24 protein-coding genes are annotated in these 23,268 nt (G+C 29.7%); 4 read left to right on the top strand and 20 right to left on the bottom strand.

Going from position 1 to position 23,268, the window contains the following annotated elements; genetic code table 11:
• From AALI31_RS06040 to hcp, 7 genes are all read right to left on the bottom strand, one after another.
• Complete coding sequence (locus AALI31_RS06040; protein WP_489885633.1) at nt 1-273, bottom strand: flagellar biosynthetic protein FliQ; 273 nt, start codon at nt 271-273, stop codon at nt 1-3.
• Nucleotides 270-1,013, bottom strand: a complete 744-nt coding sequence (gene fliP / locus AALI31_RS06045) for a flagellar type III secretion system pore protein FliP (RefSeq protein ID WP_489885634.1) — start codon at nt 1,011-1,013, stop codon at nt 270-272. Before fliP ends, AALI31_RS06040 begins: the two co-directional genes overlap by 4 nt.
• A gap of 5 nt (nt 1,014-1,018) precedes the next feature.
• Nucleotides 1,019-1,267 carry a flagellar biosynthetic protein FliO gene (locus AALI31_RS06050; RefSeq protein WP_489885635.1) on the bottom strand — a complete coding sequence of 83 codons (249 nt, stop codon included), beginning with the start codon at nt 1,265-1,267 and terminating at the stop codon, nt 1,019-1,021.
• 49 nt (nt 1,268-1,316) lie between these two features.
• The gene (locus AALI31_RS06055) at nt 1,317-1,772 is read right to left on the bottom strand and encodes a flagellar basal body-associated FliL family protein (protein ID WP_489885636.1); all 456 of its coding nucleotides are present in this window, start codon (nt 1,770-1,772) and stop codon (nt 1,317-1,319) included.
• A 4-nt stretch (nt 1,773-1,776) separates the two neighbouring features.
• A complete protein-coding gene (locus AALI31_RS06060) occupies nt 1,777-2,487 on the bottom strand; it encodes an OmpA/MotB family protein (protein WP_489885637.1) in 711 nt (236 codons plus the stop codon).
• 18 nt (nt 2,488-2,505) lie between these two features.
• A complete protein-coding gene (locus AALI31_RS06065; RefSeq protein WP_489885638.1) occupies nt 2,506-3,303 on the bottom strand; it encodes a motility protein A in 798 nt (265 codons plus the stop codon).
• A 154-nt stretch (nt 3,304-3,457) separates the two neighbouring features.
• Entirely contained in the window at nt 3,458-5,029 is a 1,572-nt protein-coding gene (hcp, locus tag AALI31_RS06070) for a hydroxylamine reductase (protein ID WP_489885639.1), read from the bottom strand.
• Between the two features lie 107 nt (nt 5,030-5,136).
• On the opposite strand from hcp, the gene AALI31_RS06075 reads away from it, so the two are divergent.
• A complete protein-coding gene (locus tag AALI31_RS06075; protein WP_489885640.1) occupies nt 5,137-5,775 on the top strand; it encodes a Crp/Fnr family transcriptional regulator in 639 nt (212 codons plus the stop codon).
• Here AALI31_RS06075 and AALI31_RS06080 read toward each other — a convergent pair.
• Both AALI31_RS06080 and purB read right to left on the bottom strand, forming a co-directional pair.
• Nucleotides 5,758-6,174: an acyl-CoA thioesterase gene (locus AALI31_RS06080; RefSeq protein ID WP_489885641.1), complete on the bottom strand. Its 417-nt coding sequence runs from the start codon at nt 6,172-6,174 to the stop codon at nt 5,758-5,760. The genes AALI31_RS06075 and AALI31_RS06080 overlap by 18 nt on opposite strands.
• Nucleotides 6,152-7,483: an adenylosuccinate lyase gene (purB, locus tag AALI31_RS06085; RefSeq protein WP_489885642.1), complete on the bottom strand. Its 1,332-nt coding sequence runs from the start codon at nt 7,481-7,483 to the stop codon at nt 6,152-6,154. Before purB ends, AALI31_RS06080 begins: the two co-directional genes overlap by 23 nt.
• Before the next feature lie 149 nt (nt 7,484-7,632).
• Here purB and AALI31_RS06090 point away from each other — a divergent pair, with 149 nt between their 5' ends.
• Both AALI31_RS06090 and AALI31_RS06095 read left to right on the top strand, forming a co-directional pair.
• Entirely contained in the window at nt 7,633-8,919 is a 1,287-nt protein-coding gene (locus AALI31_RS06090; RefSeq protein WP_489885643.1) for an adenylosuccinate synthase, read from the top strand.
• Between the two features lie 64 nt (nt 8,920-8,983).
• On the top strand, nt 8,984-9,202 hold the full coding sequence (locus tag AALI31_RS06095) for a glutaredoxin domain-containing protein (protein ID WP_489885644.1): 219 nt from the start codon (nt 8,984-8,986) through the stop codon (nt 9,200-9,202).
• A gap of 349 nt (nt 9,203-9,551) precedes the next feature.
• Here AALI31_RS06095 and scpB read toward each other — a convergent pair whose 3' ends face one another.
• From scpB to AALI31_RS06125, 6 genes are all read right to left on the bottom strand, one after another.
• On the bottom strand, nt 9,552-10,103 hold the full coding sequence (scpB, locus tag AALI31_RS06100; protein WP_489885645.1) for an SMC-Scp complex subunit ScpB: 552 nt from the start codon (nt 10,101-10,103) through the stop codon (nt 9,552-9,554).
• Complete coding sequence (locus AALI31_RS06105) at nt 10,096-10,860, bottom strand: segregation/condensation protein A (protein WP_489885646.1); 765 nt, start codon at nt 10,858-10,860, stop codon at nt 10,096-10,098. Before AALI31_RS06105 ends, scpB begins: the two co-directional genes overlap by 8 nt.
• 101 nt (nt 10,861-10,961) lie before the next feature.
• On the bottom strand, nt 10,962-12,140 hold the full coding sequence (locus AALI31_RS06110; protein ID WP_489885647.1) for a D-alanyl-D-alanine carboxypeptidase family protein: 1,179 nt from the start codon (nt 12,138-12,140) through the stop codon (nt 10,962-10,964).
• A gap of 90 nt (nt 12,141-12,230) precedes the next feature.
• Nucleotides 12,231-13,535, bottom strand: a complete 1,305-nt coding sequence (locus AALI31_RS06115; RefSeq protein WP_489885648.1) for a pyrimidine-nucleoside phosphorylase — start codon at nt 13,533-13,535, stop codon at nt 12,231-12,233.
• A gap of 16 nt (nt 13,536-13,551) precedes the next feature.
• Nucleotides 13,552-14,169, bottom strand: coding sequence for a stage II sporulation protein M (locus AALI31_RS06120; RefSeq protein ID WP_489885649.1), 618 nt, complete (start codon nt 14,167-14,169; stop codon nt 13,552-13,554).
• Nucleotides 14,170-14,241: 72 nt separating this feature from the next.
• The gene (locus AALI31_RS06125) at nt 14,242-14,781 is read right to left on the bottom strand and encodes an NUDIX domain-containing protein (RefSeq protein ID WP_489885650.1); all 540 of its coding nucleotides are present in this window, start codon (nt 14,779-14,781) and stop codon (nt 14,242-14,244) included.
• Between the two features lie 125 nt (nt 14,782-14,906).
• Between AALI31_RS06125 and AALI31_RS06130 the strand changes: the two genes are divergently transcribed.
• Nucleotides 14,907-15,227 carry a hypothetical protein gene (locus tag AALI31_RS06130; RefSeq protein ID WP_489885651.1) on the top strand — a complete coding sequence of 107 codons (321 nt, stop codon included), beginning with the start codon at nt 14,907-14,909 and terminating at the stop codon, nt 15,225-15,227.
• Between the two features lie 272 nt (nt 15,228-15,499).
• On the opposite strand, the gene AALI31_RS06135 is transcribed toward AALI31_RS06130, so the two are convergent.
• The 5 genes from AALI31_RS06135 to AALI31_RS06155 form a co-directional block, all read right to left on the bottom strand.
• Nucleotides 15,500-18,580: an SbcC/MukB-like Walker B domain-containing protein gene (locus AALI31_RS06135; RefSeq protein ID WP_489885652.1), complete on the bottom strand. Its 3,081-nt coding sequence runs from the start codon at nt 18,578-18,580 to the stop codon at nt 15,500-15,502.
• A 12-nt stretch (nt 18,581-18,592) separates the two neighbouring features.
• Nucleotides 18,593-19,756: an exonuclease SbcCD subunit D gene (locus AALI31_RS06140; RefSeq protein ID WP_489885653.1), complete on the bottom strand. Its 1,164-nt coding sequence runs from the start codon at nt 19,754-19,756 to the stop codon at nt 18,593-18,595.
• 14 nt (nt 19,757-19,770) lie between these two features.
• On the bottom strand, nt 19,771-21,012 hold the full coding sequence (locus tag AALI31_RS06145; protein WP_489885654.1) for a competence/damage-inducible protein A: 1,242 nt from the start codon (nt 21,010-21,012) through the stop codon (nt 19,771-19,773).
• Between the two features lie 113 nt (nt 21,013-21,125).
• Entirely contained in the window at nt 21,126-22,340 is a 1,215-nt protein-coding gene (locus tag AALI31_RS06150) for a sensor histidine kinase (RefSeq protein ID WP_489885655.1), read from the bottom strand.
• Complete coding sequence (locus AALI31_RS06155; RefSeq protein WP_489885656.1) at nt 22,300-23,181, bottom strand: helix-turn-helix domain-containing protein; 882 nt, start codon at nt 23,179-23,181, stop codon at nt 22,300-22,302. Before AALI31_RS06155 ends, AALI31_RS06150 begins: the two co-directional genes overlap by 41 nt.
• Between the last annotated feature and the right edge of the window lie 87 nt (nt 23,182-23,268).

Raw genomic sequence — 23,268 nt, forward strand, 5'->3', positions numbered from 1 at the left:
CTAACCAGTTGTAATTTTTTCGATTATATCAAACAACAAATTTGTGAAAATAGTCATTTGTTTAATTATAAACGGAGCTAACATAAGTCCCATAATTCCTGTTATTAAAACTTTAGGTACGAATGTCAAACTTTGATCATTTAGGTGTGTAACCGCCTGAAGTATACTTATAATGATCCCGATTATCATAGTGACTATCAAAAATGGCATAGATATCTTAAATCCAACTATCATAGCTTTTCTTATAACTAAAATCGTTAAATTTTGACTCATAAAATTCCCCCAAAACTTAAAAATACCGATCTAATTACAAGTTTCCATCCATCAACAAGTACAATTAAAAGTATCTTAAATGGTAAAGAAATTATTGCTGGAGAAACCATCATCATTCCCATGGACATGAGTATGCTCGCTACAACTATATCAATAATTAAAAATGGTATAAATATCAAAAAGCCAATTTGAAAAGATGTCTTCAGCTCACTTAAAACAAAAGCCGACATAAGGGTTGTGATCGGTAAAGCACTTGAAGTTACATCTCCACTATATTTTGATAGCTCGATAAATAACTCCAAATCATCTTTTCTCGTTTGTTTAAACATAAAATCTTTAATTGGAATTATTCCCCTATTGTATGCCTCTTGTACAGAAATCTCTTTATTTATATAAGGAGCTATAGCTTCACTATTTATTCTCTGTCCAACAGGAGACATTATAAAAATTGTTAACATAATAGAAATTCCAATTAATACTATACTTGGAATAGAATTCTGTAATCCAGATGCATTCTTCAAAAATGCAAAGGTAACAATCACTCTTGTAAAGCTAGTAGTCATTATTACAAGCATAGGTAAAATTGTTAATAATGTCAAAAATACCATAAGCTCAATATTTTTATCAATAAATCCCTCTATACTATCATTCTGAAAAATTGCAGATGCATTTACTTTACAACAAGTTCCTAAAGTTAATAAAACTACTAAACCAAATATCGCATTAAATTTTTTCTTCATAAAATCTACTCCTCTTTAGATAGTACTTCCTTTTTTAAATTTAAATAGTTATTTAGTTCAGTCTCATCCACATTTTCAATTACCCTAAATTCACTTTGCGTAGAAGAACATAAATAATATTTTGTCATTATTTTTACAATCAAAATATAACTATCTTTAGATATTGGAGTTTTACAAATAATCTTTACGACCTTATTTTGAGAACTAAAATTCTTAAAATTGACCTTCACGTAAACAAGAAACAACAAAATCATAATTAAAATTAACGCTAATAAATTCATAAATATCTCATATTATGTAATTTTAATGAATTATCAAATCTGTGAAATATACTGATATTATTTCATTGTCTTCAAGTATAGAGTTTATTTTTTGCTTTATCTCTTGTTTTATTTGTTCAATTCCGTAACTATCATCAATATCACTGACTTTCTTCTCTTTAAAAATTGATATAATACCATCTTTTATTTTATGTATGTTCGAATTTATATCTTCGAGTATTCCCTTGTTCTTAGAATCATACGTAACTGCTAATGTAAATTTAGCATATTTATTAGATGATACGTCGTTTATGTTAACAATAATTTCTTCAAAATTTAGAACCTGCTCAACAATTTTCCTCTCTTTTATTTCTCCATTGCTCAAAGCTTTACTAATTATAAAAAATCCTGCAACCCCTCCTATAACTATAATTAATAACAAAATAACAATTATTATTAACATACCTTTATTGAATTTCTTTTGATTATCCTTGGCCATAATATCACCCTTCTGACTTATTCAAAATCAAAACATTTACACGTCTATTTTTAGATTTATTTTCTGCTGTATCATTTAAAACAATCGGTCTATATTCACCATATCCTTGAGCAGAAATTCTAACTGGATTAATTCCCGAACTTTCAACTAAGAATCTAGTAACAACTACAGCCCTTGCTGTAGACAACTCCCAGTTACTAGCAAACATATAAGTACTTATAGGAACATTGTCTGTATGACCTTCTATGACAATTTGATTATCAACTTCGTTTAATACCTCTGCAATATCAACTAATAACTCTCTACTTTCATATTTCAAATCCGCTTTACCAGATTCGAAAAGTAAAGAATCAACGAGAACCATTGACACTCCTCTCTCAACTTTTTCAACAAAAATATAATCTTGCAATTCCTTTTGCTTAATTAACTTATTGAGAGTCCCTAATAATTCCTCAATGTTATCAGAATTCTGAACATTGCCCGTATCGTTCATTAATATATCATCTCCAACACCTTCTCCAAGTATCGGATTATCACCACCGCCATTAAGGATTTTATTAAATGCAGATGTAAGTTTTACTTCCTTCTTCTCATCAACTGTAGACATAGAAAACAGTAATATAAAAAATACCATAAGCAAAGTCATAGTATCAGAAAAGGTTACTATCCAGTCAGGGGCTCCTCCACCTTGCTCTTCTTGCTTCTTCTTCGACAACTAATTCACCTCGCCAGATTATTTCTTGTTCGAATTTTTCATTTTATCTTCCAAAACAACTTTCTCCTTATCATCTAAATAGGTACTTAAAATTTCCTGTATCATTTTTGGAGTGTACCCCATTCTTATACATTTTATCGCTCTATACTGAAAATTTATAAAATCAACTAACTTCGAACTATTCAATGAAATCTTATCTGCAATCGGAAGTAAAACCAAGTTAGCGGCTATAGAACCATACAGTGTAGTTATTAACGCAACCGCCATACCAGCAACAAGTTTTGTTATATCTTCCATATTACCAAGCAATTGAATCAATCCAACCAAAGTTCCTATCATACCAAATGCCGGAGCATAAGCACCCCACTGTTTGAAAAATCTGACTCCTTGCCTCATTCTCTCTTCATAATTTTCAATTTCACTTTCCAGAATAGCTAGTAAGGTATCCTCTTCAGCACCATCTACAATAAGTTTAATACCTTGCTTTAAAAATTCGTCTTCCATTTTTTCAATTTCAGTTTCCAGGGATAACATACCCTCTTTTCTAGACTTCTTTGAAATATTTATAATATTTTCTATAAAAGAAATCTTATCTCTATTTGTATCCCTAGTAACCACTGAAAAAAATTTACCTATACTCTTTATCTCTTGTAAGGAAAAACTTACCAACATCGCAGCAAATGAACCACCTATAACAATTACAAATGATTTTACGTCTACAAAAGCCATAAGCGAGGTTCTCCCTCCACTAACAGCATACAAAAGCATGGCAATCCCAACTACAATACCAATGATACTCAAATTATCTTTCTTCATCTGCTTACCTTCCTTAGACAATAAATTACTATACAGTTAGTATTGGTATAAGATTTGATTATATTCAATTTGGGAATATAAATTTATTTCCAATATTATTAACAAAAAAACACATACAAAGTGTATGTGTTTTAAAATCTAAAACTCTTAAAAGTTAAATTGTAGAAACCATAAATCTTTCTATCAAAAAATTCTTAACGTTTGGAGACAAAAATGCAGGAAGAGTTGGACCTAATTTTATATTCTTAACACCCAAATACAGAAGTGAAAGCAAAACTATAACTGCTTTCTGCTCATACCATGCAATATCATACTGAATAGGTAAATCATTAATATCCTCTAACTTAAATTGCTTTTGTAATTCCATAGCAATACGAACTATTGAATACGAATCATTACATTGACCTGAATCTAAAATCCTCGGAATGCCATTCACATTCCCCAAATCCAATTTATTATACCTATACTTTGCACAACCAGCAGTTAATATAATCGAATCCTTTGGAAGACTTTTTGCTTTTTCTGTGTAATACTCTCTCGACTTCATCCTTCCATCACATCCTGCCATTACAACAAACTCTTTTATATTACCACTTTTTATATTTTCAATAAGTTTATCCATAAGTTGCTTTACCTGTCTATGTGCAAATCCTCCTACGATATTTCCACTTTCTATTTCAATTGGTGGAGAACATTCCTTTGCCATATTAATAACCTCACTGAAATCTTTCCTACCATCTTTCGTCGTATTTATATGTTTACACCCTGGATATCCAACAGAACCTGTAGTAAAAATTCTATTCTTAATTTCCTCATTCTGTGGAGACACTATACAATTGGTAGTAAATAAAATTGGTCCTTTGAATGTGCCAAAATCATCCAATTGTCTATGCCACGCACCACCATAATTTCCATATAGGTTTTTATATTTTTTAAAATAAGGGTATGTGTGAACTGGAAGCATCTCACCATGCGTATAAACATCAATGTCTTCTCCCTCAATTTGATCAAGCAAATCTTCCATATCTCTGAGGTCGTGTCCAGAAACTAAAATCCCTGGTCTATTCCTCGTGCCAATATTAATCTCTGTTATTTCAGGATGTCCATATCTACTTGTATTTGCGTTATCTAAAATTTCCATTGCTCTAATTCCAAATTTACCGGTTTCAAACACCAAATTTATAAGATCATCAAGTGTCATTTCGCAATTTGAAATTTTATAAAAAGACTCATAGATAAATTTGTAAATCTCATAATCCTCACAACCTAAAACAAAAGCATGGCTAACATAAGCTGCCATTCCTTTAATTCCATAAACGATCATTTGCTTTACTGATCTTATATCTTCGTTAATTTCATTCAACACTCCAACTTCATCAGCAATCTTCAAAATTTCTTCCTTCGTTAAATTTCCAAATTCATGTTCACTATTTCCTTTGATTTCATTTTCGATTAAAATGTTTTTCTTAATTTGATTAAATATATCTTCTTCATCAAAATTTACATTTGTAATACTCATAAAAAGAGATTCAATCACAGCTCTATTAACATTGCTTATATGATTTATATTTAATTTATTTTCAATTACTGCACTTGAAATTTTCCCAACAGCATAAACTAAAAAATCCAATAACTTCGCAACATTTTCATTCTTTCCACAAACTCCTAAAATCGTACATCCAATACCTCGTGAAGCCTCTTGACATTGATAACAAAACATACTCACAGAATTTCCTCCTCAATTGAATTCTAAAATCAATTAAAGTATACTAATTGTTAGAAAACAAAAGTGTAACTTGTGTTAAATAAAGTAAAATTTCTAGAGGTTTGTTTATGATACCAAATAACTTATTTGAAAATCCTTTATTCAAAAACTCAAATATCGAATTAATGAAGGAACTATTGAGCAATGGGCACATCAATATAAGCTGTTACAAAAAAGATTCCATAGTTGTTCAGGAATATCAACAGTGCAAATGTGTAAGTTTTGTATTGAACGGCTCTCTGTACATAAGTGAAATTTCAGAAGACGGAGATATTCTTTATGTAAAGCTTTGTGAGAAAAACGATTCATTCGGTTGTTCCCTATACGGCTCTAAAAATAAAAATTATCCCTTTACTCTAATAGCACATGAAGATTCTCAAATCATTCATATTCCCTTTGACCAAATTAGGAAAATGCTCGAAGAGGATATGAACTTTATGAACAATTTCATAGAGATGCTTTCGAATAACGTACTTTTTTTAAGGGATAAAGTTAAAATATTAAACTCTAAAAACGTAAGAACCAAATTAATGTTCTACTTTTATAAAAATATAAAAGACGGCATAACAAAAATTAATCATACAAAAACCGAGTTATCAAAAATTTTGGGCATAGCTCGTGGATCAATATCAAGAGAACTTAAAAGTATGGAAGAAGAAAATGTGATTTCGTTTATAGACAAAACCACATTAAAAATTCTTATTTAAATGAAGTGAATTGTACAAATCTTTAAGTTCTTTATCAATACGCACAGCCTTGAAATTTGATTTTCTTACACAAACGATTGTGACTGTTGCCTTAACCTTAATTTCATCATTGTCATTAAGGATTGTTTGCATATAAATGGTTCTCAATTTTCCTATTTCATAAGCAACGGTTTCAACCCTTATATTTTCCCCGTATCTTGTGGCATTTATAAATTTTATATCCATAGCATAAACAGGAAATATATATCCCATTTCTTCAAGTCCTATTATATTAAATCCTATATCCTTTAAAAAGGTCGTTCTTCCCATCTCCATCCACGCAAGATAATTTGCATGATATACAATTCCCATTTGATCCGTCTCTGAATACCTTACTTCAATCTCTTTTATTGAGGTCATCTTCTCCCTCCTCACACAAAATACCAACTCTTTTTAGAATCCTATCAACATTACGCAAATGAAAATCCAAAGAGAATCCATCCTTAATCTCATCTTCAGATAAATATTTTATTATTTGGGTATTGCCCAGTAAAATATCCATAAAATCCCTATTATGTATCCAAGACTCCATAGATAATGGTTGCACAATATCATAAGCCTGTTCCCTAGCCAATCCTTTATCAATTAATTTTGTCAATATTCGTTGCGAAAATATAACGCCATTAGTCTTATAAATATTTGATATCATATTTTCCTCAAATACCACAAGGTTTTCTATAATTTTGTACGCTCTATTTAACATATAGTCAAGCAACGTAGTAGCATCAGGTAATATTATTCTTTCAGCACTAGAATGAGAAATATCTCTCTCATGCCAAAGAGTAACATTTTCAAAACATGATAATGCATATCCCCTTAAGACTCTTGCACATCCCGATATATTTTCACTCGATATGGGATTTCTTTTATGTGGCATAGCACTCGATCCTTTTTGACCTTTTGAAAATGATTCCTCAACTTCACGGACTTCCGTTCTTTGAAGATGCCTTATCTCTGTTGCAATCTTTTCAAGAGTACATCCTATCAGTGAAATTATAGAAACATATGCAGCATGCCTATCCCTTTGAAGGGTTTGAGTTGAAATATTGGAAGAGGCAATTCCCAATTTATCACAAACGTAATCCTGTACAAACGGATCTGTATTGGCAAAGGTCCCAACAGCACCACTTATTTTTCCAACCTCCACTTCCTCTGAAACTGATTCAAACCTACAAAGATTTCTTTTCATCTCATCGTACCAAAGTGCAAACTTAAGTCCAAAACTTGTGATATCAGCATGGACTCCATGAGTTCGACCTATACATGGAGTGTTTTTGTATTTGATAGCCTTTAATTTCAAAATTCCCAACAATCTTGTAATATCATCTTTCAAGATTTCATTTACCTGCTTCAATATGTAACCATAAGCGGTATCAACCACATCAGTACTGGTCAATCCATAATGTATCCATTTCTTCTCCTCTCCAAGTCCCTCACTTAAAGAGCGTGTGAATGCAACAACATCATGAAAAGTTTCCCTTTCCAATTCATGTATTCTATCTAAATTAATTTTACTATTCTTCTGTAGTTTCTTCATATCGTCCTTGGGGACAATTCCAAGTTCGCTAAAAGCCTCGCTAGATAAAAGCTCAACCTTCAACCAAGATTCGAACTTATTTTTGTCGGACCAAATATCACACATTATCTTTCTCGAATATCTATCAATCATATTTACTCCTTGAAAAATTCTTAAAATTAATTCCTCAAGTAATTTTAACTAAAAATCAACCTAAATTCTATAAAATTTGTTATAATTAAAACGCTGAAAGCTAAAACCATCATTCTTAATTTTATATTTTGTAGTTAGGAGAACTTTAAATGAATTCATTAGTAATTGTTGGTATGGGATGGGGCGATGAAGGAAAAGGCAAAATTACAGATTACCTTTGTAAGAATTTTGACGTATGCGTAAGATTCCAAGGAGGAAACAACGCAGGCCACACAATAAAATTCAATAACAATAAATACGCACTAAACTTAATTCCATCTGGGATATTCAATAATAAAATAGAAAACATTATGTCAAATGGTATGGTGATAAATCCGGAATCCCTTGTGACAGAAATCAATTTTTTAAAATCCCAAGACTTTAATTGCGAAAATTTACATATCTCAGATCGAGCTCACGTATTATTTCCATACCATATAAAACTGGATGAAATTTTTGAAACTCTAAAGGGAAATAATAAAGTCGGTACAACTAAAAAAGGAATTGGACCATGCTATATGGACAAATCGATGAGAATAGGAATCCGAATTGGCGATTTAATGGATGAACTTTCCTTCTATGAGAAACTCTCTTCAAACTTGAAATACATAAACAAAATTCTACTAGCGTTCAACTCAATTCAATTTAGTATCGATGAAATTTTTAGTAAATATATTTCTTATGCAAATACAATAAGACCATATGTAAAAGACACTTCCCTATTTTTGTCTTCATGCTTTGGTGATAACAAGAAAATATTATTTGAAGGAGCTCAAGGTATAATGCTTTGCTTAGACCATGGCACATATCCTTATGTTACAAGTTCATCACCATCAGCATCATCTGTGGCAATAAATTGTGGAATACCTCCCCAAAGTATAAATAAAGTTTTGGGAATATCAAAATCATATTCAACTCGTGTTGGAGAGGGTGTGTTCCCAACAGAAATGAATTCTGATACATCAAACAAGATTCGTGAAATTGCTCATGAATATGGTACAACAACAGGTAGACCTCGAAGAATCGGTTGGCTCGATGCGGTAATTTTGAAACATGGAAAAAGAATCTCTGGAGTAACAAACTTAGCTATAACACTTCTTGACGTTTTAACTGGCATTGATAAAATCAAAATATGTACATCTTATTTACTAAATGGAAAAGAGATAGATTACATACCTTCAACAATAGATGAATTTAGTAAGTGTAAACCCATTTACATAGAACTAAATGGATGGGATAGCAATATTTCAAACGTAAAATCGTTTGACGATCTACCCACAAATGCTAAAAACTATATATTCAAAATAGAAGAAATTACCGGTATAAAAGTTTCAATAATTTCTGTAGGTGCTGATAGAGAACAAACAATTGAAATAAACAAGAATTATCTACCATAATGAGGAGGATTTTAAAATGCGTAACATAAAGATTTATGGAAATAATCAATGACAAGCTTGTACTATGTTGAAAGAGGATCTTTCAAACAAAAATATAAAATTTGAATACATAGATATACCCGAAAGTATGAGTAACCTTAAACAATTTTTATATTTTAGAGATAATTTTGATATTTTCGAAGAGTGCAAAATAAGTGGGAAACTTGGAATACCGTTATCACTAATTGAAGAGAATGGCGAAAGGAAACTGTTTATTGAAAATTACAAGGCAGACTTTATTTAAAACTTGTATATTAGTGTTTTAAGATTGAATAAAATAATTTAAAGTGGTTAATATAGTTAGCGTAGAAACCATTTAAGAATCATAAAATTAGACTTTGTATTTATGTTTATATTAAAATTAAACATTTATCATGTATAAAGTTTAAGCACGTATATAGCTTATTAAAACTGCGATTATGACTCTTACTTGGTTTCTTTATTTTTTTGTTCTAATATAACCTAAATCTGTTATAATTGTATTAACATTTTTAAAAAGGAGTAGTTTATATGTCGAAATATTCAATATACCTAGTACGAAGAATAGCATTTTGTGTTTTGGTATTTGTTATTGGTTATATAATTGGTGCAATTTAGTCCTCCAGACTATCACTATCATCAAGATTTGGAAGTTCCTCTAATTTCTTAATTCCAAATTGCTTTAGAAAATTATCTGTAGTCCCATATAGAATTGGTCGTCCTGCGACTTCAAGTCTTCCGGATTCCTTGATTAAATCTTTCTCTAAAAGTGTTTGGATTGCTTTATCACTTCTCACACCTCGTATTTCCTCAATCTCAATTTTAGTTATTGGCTGCTTATACGAAACTATTGAAAGAGTTTCTATAGCTGCCTGAGAAAGAGACTGACGCTGATTAGTTTTTAAAAGCTTAGATATATATTTCTCATTTTCCGGTTTTGTTCCCAATTGATATTTATCATCTATACGAAATAACTTTATTCCTCTGTTTGGTCTATTGTATAATTCTTCAAACTCATCCATAATTTTACTAATAGTCTCCATATCCTCATCTAAAATGCTACTTATGTTTTTAATAGAAATAGGATCGCCATGGACAAAAAGTATTGATTCTATAGCAGAAAAGTAAATCTCCATTAAATCCATATCAAATTCCAATTCATTCATATAAAATTTCCTCACCAACTTCCTGATTTTTTTGAATTATTATATTTCTAAATCGATCAACTTGAATAACCTTAAAATATTTTTGCTTAACAAGCTCTAAAATAGCAATAAACGTAACGATTATTTCAATTTTCTCTTTACAAGATTTCACAATATCATCAAACTTTATTATGGTTTCATCTCTTTCCTTTAGATATTTAATTTTATCCTCTACCTTGAATTTATCTATATAAATATTGGTTTTAATAGGATTTGAAGAATTTTGCTTTTGATTATATGAATTTATCAAATATTTATACTTCACGTAAAAATCCATAATATCCATTCCTTTGAATATTTCATTCAAGTCTATATTCAAATCTTTTTTTTGAAATATTATTTCTGGCTTTTTAAAATAGGAATTTCCCTCAGATACATATTTGGACAACATATATTGAGAAATTCGTTTAAATTTCCTATACTCTAAGAGTTTATCAAATAACGTACTCTGTAAATCTTCTTCACTTTGAGAATCTTTGTTTTCAGCTCTCGTCTTTCTAGGTAAAAGGGAACGAGATTTTATTTCAATTAGTGTCGCTGCCATGACGATGAATTCAGATGCTAAATCCAAATCTATTTCCTTCAACTTATTTATGTAATCTATGTACTGAACTGTTATATCATAAATGTTTACATTATGGATATCCATTTTATTTTTTTTAATTAAGTGTAGCAGCAAATCAAACGGTCCTTCAAAATTTTCTATTTTTATATTCATTCCAAATTTCAAACCCTTATAACTAAATAAAATTTGATTTTATTTATTATACCAAAAAAATAAAAAATAGAGTAATCGGAACAATTACTCTATTTTAAATATTACTTCTCTTCTAAACTCTCTTCTTCATCAGAATCATTTTTAAAGAAACCAAAAATCTTATCCATTAAACTATTTACTTTCAAATCACGATCGCTATAAACTTCAACTTTTCCTACTTCTTTCCCGTCTACTAAAACTACGGCTTCCCCTAACACTTCACCTTGCTTTATGCTCTTTTTATTTTTATCTATGTTAAGTTTAGTTGATATTTTAGGTTCTTTTCCCTTCTCAACAACAACATTAAGTGACTGCTTTGCCTTCAAGATGACAAAATTATCTTTACGATTACCAAACTGAAACTCAGATATGTCTGAATCTTGAGATATCAATTCTTTTCTTTCAAATATAGAAAAACCATAATTCAATAACATGCTTGCATCTCTATTTCTTATTTTATAAGTTGGTGCTCCCATTATAATAGCAAGCATTCTAACATCATTTCTTTGTGCAGTTGCAGATATGCAATACTTTGCCTCGTTTGTAAATCCAGTTTTCAATCCATCGCATCCATTAAAGAACCTAACCAATTTATTATGGTTTACAAGTTCTATTGGAGTCTTTCTATTTGCGGAAATAGTTTCCATATATGTACCACTATATTTCAGTATGCCTTCATGCTTCAAAAGCTCTCTTGACATAATCGATATATCGTAAGCTGTAGTCAAATGATTATCTGTTGGAAGTCCAGTGGGATTTTGAAATGTAGTATCTTTCATCCCAAGTTCTTTAGCCCTTGCATTCATGCTTTTTACAAAATTATCAACCGTACCACTAAGATATTCGGCTAGTGCAACCGCTGCATCATTCCCAGAAGCTATGGCTACGCCCTTTAAAAGATCTTCAACAGTCCTAAGCTCTCCTGCCTCCAAAAGCATAGTACTACCACCCATTTTTTGAGCATTTTCAGTTATTGTCACTACGTCATCTAATTTAATTTTTCCGCTATCGATTGCTTCCATGGTCAAAAGCATAGTCATTATCTTAGTTACTGAGGCAGGAGCAAATTTCTCCTTCGAATTCTTATCAAAAACAATTTTTCCTGATTCTGCTTCCATTAGTATAGCAGATTTTGCCTCAACATCTATTCCTTGAGTGGAATCATTCATAGCTTTCACTGGAAAACAACTAACCACAAACGAACACAAAACACCGAATAAAATTGACCTAAATATTCTCATGAATAATCCTCCTATTGACAAAAAAAATAACCATACAAATATAATCACCAATTATTGTGATATTATTTAATATGGTTATAATGTTAATTTTTATTTTTTAATCTTGTAAATTAATTCATTCTTTGTTCTACATTGATCAGAAATTTTAATTATTTCTCTCAATTTCCTCTGTATCGAGTCAATATCTTTAAAATTATTATGATGAATATAACATATAACGTCTCCAGCTTTCACATAATCTGAAACCTTCTTATCAAAAACGAGTCCAACCGATGGATCTATCACGCTATCTTTAGTTTCTCTACCCGCACCCAAGACTACACAAATTTTGCCAATTTCTTCTGTGTTCATGGAATCAATATATCCATCTCTATCTGCTTTAAACACATCAATCTTAGAAGCTAATTTATAGTTCTCTATATCATCAAAAATAGATATATCTCCTCCCTGAGAAGAAATCCATTGTATAAATCTATTGTATACACTTCCATCTTTAATTTTATATAATATCTTTTCCCTTGCCTCCTCCATTGAACTGGACTTTCCTCCTAAATAAATCATGGCAGATGCTATAGTCAAAGATACTTCCATTAAATCTTCAGGACCATTTCCCTTTAAGATATCTAATACCTCTCTAACTTCTATTATATTTCCTACTCCATTTCCGAGCGGTTCATCCATGCCAGATATTATACAAATAACTTTCTTACCTAATTTTTTCCCTATATCCAACGTAGCATTTGCGAGTTTCTCTGCTTCTGTTAATGTTTTCATGAATGCTCCACTTCCAACTTTAACATCCAAAACGATAGCATCAGCACCAGAGGCTATCTTCTTACTCATTACACTCGACGCTATTAACGGTATACTATCTACTGTAGCTGTTACATCCCTAAGAGCATATATCTTTTTATCAGCTGGGGCAAGATCACCAGTCTGACCAGCAATAACTATGCCATGTTTCTTTATCTGATTTTTAAATTCATCAGTTGTCATACTGGTTCTAAAACCATCTATTGATTCAAGTTTGTCTATAGTTCCTCCAGAAAACCCTAATCCACGTCCACTCATTTTTGCTACTGGAATCCCAAATTCTGCAACTATAGGTGATATAATGAGCGATACCTTATCTCCAACCCCACCTGTTGAATGTTTGTCTACCTTAATTCCATCAATATCACTTAAATTCAACACTTGACCAGAAAACGCCATAGCAAACGTTAAATCACTTGTTTCACTATCAGACATTCCATTTATAAACATAGCCATAATTAGAGCGGACGCTTGATAATCAGGAATATTACCGCAAGTATATTCATTTATAAAGTAAGTTATCTCTTCTTTCGTCAGTTCAAGTCCATTCTTCTTTTTATCTATAATATCTACAATCCTCATAAGCCCTCCTGAGTTTTTAGAATATCAATTTGATTATAAATGGTGTAATAAGACATTGAAATAACAAAGAAGTTAAAATGCTTACAAAAATAAATAAACTTAAAAACTTTATGGATATGCAATTATCATTAGTGGAAAATCTTCCTCTAAGTCTTGTTCTAGATATTCCTCTTGATATACTCTTTACACATAGTAAAACATATAAAAACATCGTTATTATGTTAGGAATTATTATTGTAAGAACTGTTAACAAAACTCCTTTAAGATCAAAATTTGTTAGCATAAACGTTACTGTAAATCCCAATGTAAAACCCTTCAATGACAAAATAACTAGAGTAATTGGTGAAAAAATTATGTTCGTGCTAAACAAAATAAAAATCACAATAGGAACTACAGACGACAAAAATGATGTCTGCAATACATAGCTTATACTGAAATTTCCAGAATTAATTGTTTTCATATAGTCAATAAAATCATTCTTAAGATAAGTAACAATCTCTGAATCTAAATATGTAAATAAATAAACCCCTATTAAAAATCCCGAAAGTAGAAATAGAAATACTACAGTATAAATAATAAAATTTTTGCTATAACTCTCCCTTAGTCCCGATGATAAATTTCTACTTCTTATCATACTTTTATCCCCCCATTTTAATAAATATGAGAGGATGATTTTATTAATTACATAAAGTAAAAATCTTTTTTTCTATTTACAAGAAATGAATTTTTCCAAAAATTTTATTGCACATATGGTTTTGCTATCAAATATCTTTCCACTTTCTATCATGGAACTCGTTTCTAAAAGATCAAATTCGTACAAATTTATAAATTCATCATCATCTCCTCCTTTTCTTCCTTTATATAAATCTCTTGCAAAATAAATATAAATTATCTCATCCGAAAATCCAGGTGCCATTACAATCTTACCAATAAATTTTACATTATCAGATTTATATCCTGTCTCTTCCTCAAGCTCCCTTATAGCACATTCAAATGGATCTTCACCTTTTTCTAATTTTCCTGCTGGTATTTCAATCAATACTGTATCTATTGCTTTTCTAAACTGCTCAACAAACAATATTTTTCCATTATCTCTCATTGCTACAATTGCTACACCACCGTTATGTCTAACGACATCTCTATTTGATATATTTCCATCTGGAAGTGAAACTTTTATCTTTTCTACATTAAAAATTTCACCTTTATAAACTATCTCATTTGAAACTGTTTTCTCAAATAAATCCATAAATCCTCCTAAACTTAAATATTAGACAAAATATAAAGTTTTCCATAATTATGTACGATATACGACGAAGGGTTCGATTAACATTATAAACCTAAATCTCTCTTTAAGGAGGCTTTTCATTTACAATGAAAAACAATAAATTAAAGCTACCAGCTATAATTATTGCTTCAATCGTTGCCACTCAAGCTTCAAGTTCTTTATTAACTCCATTGCGTACAAAAGCAATGCCAATTAATAAAAATCCAAATACTCCTAATCCCTTTAAAAAATATCTTGGTGGAAATGGAATTATCACAGGAAGTCTAATTGGGATAACTATTTTATCTTCTACCGGAATTGGAATATCAATAGGCTCTATAATAAATAATAATGATAAGAATTCTACCCCTAACAAAGATGATAATAATGACTCTCAAAAAAAGCCAGTAAATGGAATCGTATTTTGAATAAGTAGTTTTTTAAAATTTAGCGATATACTAATGTATGTCGCCATTTTTTATAAAAAAATATAATAAACTCTGTCAAACAGAATTTATTATATCTTTACAAATGCTATTTTAAGTCTTTTGAAAATACGGTGTGTAATACTTTAAGTAATACACCTTTAAAATTAAGAGGATAAGAAAATTAATTAAATATATTTTTTAAAAGGAGTTCTCTATTATTATTACAATTTTAGATTTATTTATACACCCTACCTAAAACTTTTCTCCTCCCCCTATTCATTTAGTTTTATTCTGCTTCCATTTACTGAGTCCAAAACTTCAATCTTAGAATTTATAAAATCTTTCAGCTCCTGTACATGAGATATTATCCCTATGAGTTTAGACTCACTATTAGCATCCACTAAACAGTCAAGTGCATTTTGTAACGAATCTGAATCAAGAGAACCAAATCCCTCATCTATAAATAATGTATCTATTGATATACCTCCCGAATGCCTTTGAATAACATCAGAAAGACCAAGTGCCAAAGAAAGTGATGCCTTGAAGCTTTCCCCTCCTGATAATGTATTTATTTTACGTTCACTTGAAGTGTAATTATCAAATACGCTAACATCTAATCCTTGCTGAACCCTTAAATCAAACCTCTCTTTCATATGCCTAAATAGATAGCGACCATTTGTTAATTTCAAAAAACGTATATTGGCAGCAGCTATTATCTCCTTAAAGTAAATTCCCAAAATATATCTCTCAAAACTAATTTTATATTTATTGTTTCCGTTTGATATCTTGCTCAATTCGTTTAGGTTAGTTCTATATTTATCGAGCTCAGAAATATTTTTATCAATTGACATTATGTTATCTTTAACATTCTTCAGTAACGTGATTTTGTTAGAGAGCTCTCTCTCTAACTCCCCAACTTCATTAAGCTTTTGTATTAATTCAGTTAGGTGATTATTAATATTTTCAATTTCCATGGAATCATTAGACCCAATCTCTTTTTTCAAATTTGATATGCTTGATTTTAAAAATCTATAATCGTCTCTTTTACTTTCCAAAAGTTGATTTCTCTTATTATATTCACTCTCAGGCAATTTAAAATTTATGTAATCTTCAATACTACTAAATCCATTTTCATTTATAGAATTTAAGAAATCTTCTTTATTTTTCATGACGTCAGCTTCAAGTTTTGAAATATCGTTATTTTTAGTATCAATTTGAGTTTTTAATTTCATGATTTTGTCTTCATAATTTCTTACATTATCATTCATTGCTTGACTCTTCGTTAATAGATCTTTATACTCACTTTTCGATCTATTCAAAATATCTATGTAATCGTTTTTTGTATGTATATTATACTTTAACAACCTATCTTTATTTTGTTTTAAGATTAGCTCACTTGCGGATATATCCACATTCATTTTATCTATATCCTTATCTAAGATATTCTTACTATCATTACTCATCTTGATGTCATTATCTATTTTTAAGACAATATCTTTAGATTGCAAAATCCTATTATTAATTTTTTCGCATTCATTAAGTTCAAATTTAAATTCATTAAATAGGAAATCAATTTTTTCAAATAAAGAATCTTCCATTTTAAAAATTGGAAAATCAACAAAATTAAAATCCTCATCAGCTAATTTAAGTTGATTATACTTGTCCATCAAATTATTTTCGCCAAATGATATTTGATTTTTCAAAGATATTATCCTATTACTAATTTGCTCTCGTTTAGTTTGAATATTTAAAAATTCTCCCTTCAATCTCTTCAAAGATTCTTCATCCACAAAATCATCAGGCACTAAAGCTTTATTAGGATGAATCGTAGAGCCACAAACCATACAAGGTGAATTTTCCTTAAGACTTTTAGCTAAAATCCCTGCCTGATTTTTAAAATAAACCTCCTCACTTTTCATCAACTCAAGATTTTTCTCTTTGTACAATTTGGAAATTTCATCATACAAAAGACCGCTTTCCTCAAGCTCTAATAAAGTTTTTTCATACAATTTCAAATCATCACTATACTTTGACAAGTTAACTTTAACCAGATTCAAATCATCAATTTTCTTTTCAATTTTTAAAATCTTTTGGGCTATATCTTTATTTTCAATTTCGAATTTCAAGATCTTGTCTTTTTCATTTTCAAGAATAGCTATTTTATCAATAAAACTTTTTCTATTCATCTCATTACATTTCACCTTAGATCTATAATCCAAAATCCTTTTTTCATGTACAATCTTTTCATCCACACAATTTTCTAAAATTTCAATTTCAATAATCTTATTTTTAAGAATTTCAATTTGAGAATTATTGAATTTCATATTTTCAAGATCCGTTTTGTATAACTTTAAACTCTCTTCACATTCACTGAGATTAATTTTAAGTTCACTTATCTCTTTGATAAAACTAGAATATGACTCCTCAAGTCTATGTAAATTTCTTTCCTTCTCACTTATTAAAAACGTTTTCTTAACTCTACTTAGATAACTAGACTCCTTTTCTAATTTGGGAATATCCATATTTTTAAATTGTGTTTCAAGTTTATCAAGCTCTTTCAATTTATTAAGGACGAGTTTTTTATTTTCGATATTTTCAGATAAATCTTTTTCTTTACAAATCAAATCATTATACTTATTTGAATAATTTAAGATATCGTCTTTCAAAATTTTCAGTATTTGTTCTATACCTAAATCCTCATAAGAAATTTCTCTTATAAGTTTTATCGATTCTAGTAATCCAATAATCTTTTCATTTAAATGTGATATTCTTTTATCTAACTCTGAAAACCTTTCCTTTAAAGAATTTTGTATACTCTCAAAATTAGTTGTGTTAAAAATTTTCCTATATATATGTTCTCTCTCTCTTGAATCTGCAGAAACCAATTTTCTAAATTCACCTTGAGCTATCATAACAATTTGCTTAAACTGAGTATAATCTATTCCTAAAATCTCTTTCACTATCTGATTTACATTTTTAACACCTGTCACTATCTCATCATCAAAAATAATTTTTGCATTTGACCTATGGATAACCTCTTTCCCTTTAGAAATCTTAATCTGCTCGGGCTCTCTTGTAATGCTGTACTTCCTATTCCTATGAAAGAAATCAAATTTTACGTATGTAAGGGTTTCATTATTTGAAAACTGGCTTCTAAATGTATCTGCTCTCCTATCTTGTCCACTCGCTTCACCAAAAAGAGCGTAACATATTCCATCAAAGATCATAGTTTTACCACTACCTGTATTTCCAGTTATCAAAAACAATTTGCTATCATAAAATTTTGTAAAATCAACTACTTCCTCATTTCTATACGGACCAAAAGCCTGCATAGTTAAACATATTGGAATCATTCTAAATACCTCCTAGGTCATTTCCAAATTATCTAAATCCTTTACTACATCTTCCATAATTTTCGATTGATCATCATTAAGATCTTTGTCAGAAACTAATTTGTAAAAACTTGCAAACATCGTAAGAGGAGAATCCAAATTTACCTTAGATACATTCATGTTATATTCAGAATGTACATCATTTTCTATGTCTCTGAACTTAACCTCCATAACATTTTTGTATATCTTTCTAAGCCGTGAGACCGGATCTGATAACCCAATTGAGTCGTGCAAAATAACTCTATAGTAATCATCGGTATTTAAATTTCTATAAAAATCATGCTTTATTAATAGATCTAAATGTCCCTCAATTTCACACATATTGTATTTAGGTTTTAATTCTATTTGTTTTATACTACAATTCCCTTTTTCTAAAACATTAACTACAGTTACAGATTTTTTATGATTCATTTCTGAAAATGAGTATTTGACAATTGAACCAGAATACCTAATATGATCATGTAGAACCTTTTGAGGTGCGTGCAAATGCCCGAGTGCAACATAATCAAAATCGCTAAGAACAGAAACATCTATAACTTCCTGTCCTCCGATAGAAAGCCTCCTTTCAGAATCACTTTCTATCATTTTATCTCCATTTTTATTTGAAAAATATCCATGACCAACAAATATATTTCTCTCAGAATAATCAATCTCAAGTTCACCAATTATATTTCGAAATGCATCATCAGAGGTTTTTATGGATGAATCGTTGTACAAGTGTCTAACATAAGCTTCATCAAAATATGAAAGAGGATAAAAATTCACATATCCAAACTCATCTTCTAAAATAATTTTGCTCACATGCCCACTAAACTTTCCTTCTATGTAAATACCTGAACTCTCTAAGAAATCTTTCCCAAAAGAAACTCTATCAGGACTATCATGATTTCCAGAAATTAAAATTACCTTTATCCCATAATCTTTTACAATTTTAAGCAAAATGCGATTCAAAAAATTTATAGAACTTACATCTACAATTGGCCTATCGTACAAATCTCCAGCAACAATTACAATATCTATTTTTTCATTTTGTATAATTTCATATATCTGTTCAAAGACATATTCCTGATTCTTAAACATTGAAAACTCATTTACCTTTTTGCCAATGTGCCAATCTGATGTATGAAGTATGTTCATACGACCTCCAAAAACTAATAATTTTTCAAAATGTTATAAGCATTCATCAACGCTTTAAATGTAGTTTTTTCTCTAATCCTTTGCCTATCTCCACTAAATTTACATTCTTCAATATAAACTTTACCCAAAATTCTAATTGCAATATATACAAGTCCTGCAGGCTTATTTTCACTTTGTCCAGGTCCTGCAACACCAGTAACCGATATACAAACATGAGAATTTGTTTTATTACTCAACCCAATTACCATATCTTCAGCAGTCTCTTTACTTACAGCTCCAAACTGATTTATTATTTCCCTTCTAACACCGACGTTCTTTATCTTGGACTCATTCGAATATGTAACAAAGGATTCATCAAAACAGGAAGAGGCACTGGGAAAATTAACAAATCTAGAAGCTACCATCCCCGCAGTGCAAGATTCAACAAACGAAATTTTAAAATTCCTTTTTGATAATTGCTCAAAGAGTAATTCCTCAATTGACTTTTCTCCCTCAGCATATATAAATTTCCCAACTCTTCTATAAACTTCATCTTTACATCTTCTTACTAATGCTTTACCCTCATTTTCATTTGCACACTTTGCAGTTATTCTCAATACTAAATCATCATCCTTAATGTAAGGAGCAAGAGTTGGGTTTTCGTTTCTAAATAAATCTGTAAGGTATTGATTTATATTACCTTCACTTATACCGTAAACTCTTAATAATTCTGAATAATATTTGGAATTTGTCAATGTCTCAATGTAAGGTTTCACATAATTATTAAACATAGGATACAATTCTCTAGGTGGGCCAGGTAGATTAATAATAATTCTGCCATCGAAATTTAAAATCACACCGGGGGCTGTACCAAAATCATTTTTTATAAGTTCAGAACCTTCAGGAATATAAGACTGCTTTAGGTTTGCCTCAGTCATTTCATCTTCTTTTATACCTAAAATTTTTTCCATATTTGAAACACACTCATGATTTAATACAAGTTTCTTATCAAAATATTTAGCACTGGCTTCTTTCGTTATATCATCATCGGTCGGACCTAATCCTCCAGAAGTAATAACTAAACTAGCTCCTCTATCGAATGCACCACCTATAGATTCGATAATTTCCTCAAAATTATCTCTAACTGAAGTATGTCGGTAAACACCAATTCCAATTTCTAATAATGCATTAGTTATAAATTGTGAATTCGTATCAACAATATCACCAAACAAAATTTCACTTCCTACCGATATTATTTCACATTTTAAACTATCCATAAATAACTTTCACCTCAAAACCTATGATACTTAAACAAATTGTTTTTTTCAATTTAAATCCTGTAAAAACTAAAAGCAGTGATGACCAAACGACTTACCACTGCCTTCAAAATCTATTTTTTAAACTTGACCAATACCTCAGTAAAGTAACCAAATTCACTTAAAATTTTTATTTCACCATGATACAATTTTATAATCTCAGAAGCTATAGATAAACCTATACCAAAACCATTATTATATTTTCTGGATTTATCTACTCTATAAAATTTATCCACGACTTTACTAATTTCATTTTTCTCAATTCCTACTCCGTTATCCCGAACAGAAATATATAAATATAAATTATCCTCCCTCACTTTAACCTCTATAACCTTCCTATCTTTATCACAATATTTTATAGAATTGTCAATAAAAATAATCATTAGCTGTTTTAAATGTTCCTCTAAAATTTTAAAATATATTTCATCATCGGTACTTAATACAAACTCTATGTCTGATTTCAAAACATCAAACCCATAAATTACTTCTTCAAGAATATTACTTACATTTACATATTGAGATACATTTAAGACCTTTGAATCATCCCTAACCTTTGTTAAATAAAGTAAATCATTTACGAGCTTTATGAGTCGTTCTAATTCGTCTAATACAATTTTCAACGATTTATCAAGAGTACTCTTATCATTTTTACCCCACCTATCTAACATTTTTAAATGTCCTTTTAATATTGTTAATGGTGTTCGTAATTCATGTGAAGCATCTTGGATAAATTGAGTTTGTATATTGAAAGACTTTTCAACCTCATCCATCATTGAATTGAAAACAACTCCTATCTTTTCAAATTCATCTCTTGAATTCGATATCATAACCCTACTTGAAATTCCATCATCCCTAACACTCTCCATCGTCAACTTTAAAATACTTAATTTCTTTACGAATCTCCTAGATATATACATCCCAGCAAGTGAACTGATACCTATTATTCCTAAAATAGCAATGAACATAATAGGAAGCATCTGCTTCAAAAAATCTTCATATATCTCAATATTTTTTTCAATATAAATATATCCTGATTCGTTTTTGAAATTAATTGGAGAGGTTAAAACTATCTTCTCATCACCATTAACATTTTTAAAATTTATATTCATCTTAGTAGGTAATTCAGATACAAATAAATACTCTGGCACTTTCCCATTTAAAAATATAATATCTCTACTTGAGTTATATATAACAAAATAAACTTCCATAATATCAAAAGTATCGAAATGCTCTACATAATTCAACCTATCATCTATGGATAAGCTGAATTTGGCTAATATTCCCTTCATGCCTTGAAATATCGAAAAAATCAACTATGGGAATATTATTCTCATTGCAAAACAAGAAAACCGTAGACAACTCAATGTATCTGTTATTTTTTAGATACTTTATATTCATCTTATTCTTTAAATAGTTGAACCAGACATCTATATTTTTTAACCTATATATTTCAAATTCTTTCTTCTCAAAGTCAAAAAAGTCACGTGGGTGTATTTTTAAACATTTGCATATCCTCAAAAACACATGCAACGTAGGCAACCTATCTATACTAATATTTATATCACTTCTCAGCATCTTTCCTTGTGCCTTTTCAATTTCATAAATTCTATCATTAAACATATCAATTGTCATTTCATTGTTAACCGTATTTTCTTTAACTTCATATCGTTCATTCTCTAAGAAAAAATCATTGCTAGTTACGTCAATTGCACTTAAATACTGATAAAACTTTTTTATAGATATTCCCGATCTTCCTGATTCAAAGTCGTATATTGTATTAGTGGATGCAAGATTTTTTGACCTATTCAAACTATACAAGATATCTTTGGCAGTCATTTTTTTTTGCTGCCTTACAATTTTAAATCTATGTCTTAAAAAACGATAAAAATCTTCAAAGTTATCAAACGACTTTTTAAATTTATATGTATTATCATCAAATATTAAAAAGTTTCTAACGTCTACATCAAGGACTTGTGACAATACAAATAAATTATTTAAGCGTGTACTACCCTTTTTAATGGCTTCGCCCACACCAGTCGCACCTCTACTTTCAACATACTCGTAAGAAAAGTTATTAAGTTTTACATATTTTTTTATCTTATATCTCAAATTACTACTAAAATTTTCCATATTAAAAACAAACTCCTTCTAAATTATTCTAAAACATTATTGACATATTTAATAAATCTGTGCTATTATCTAGTCAATCAAAAATCA

Source organism: Anisomitus miae (SeqCode) (assembly GCF_054906395.1).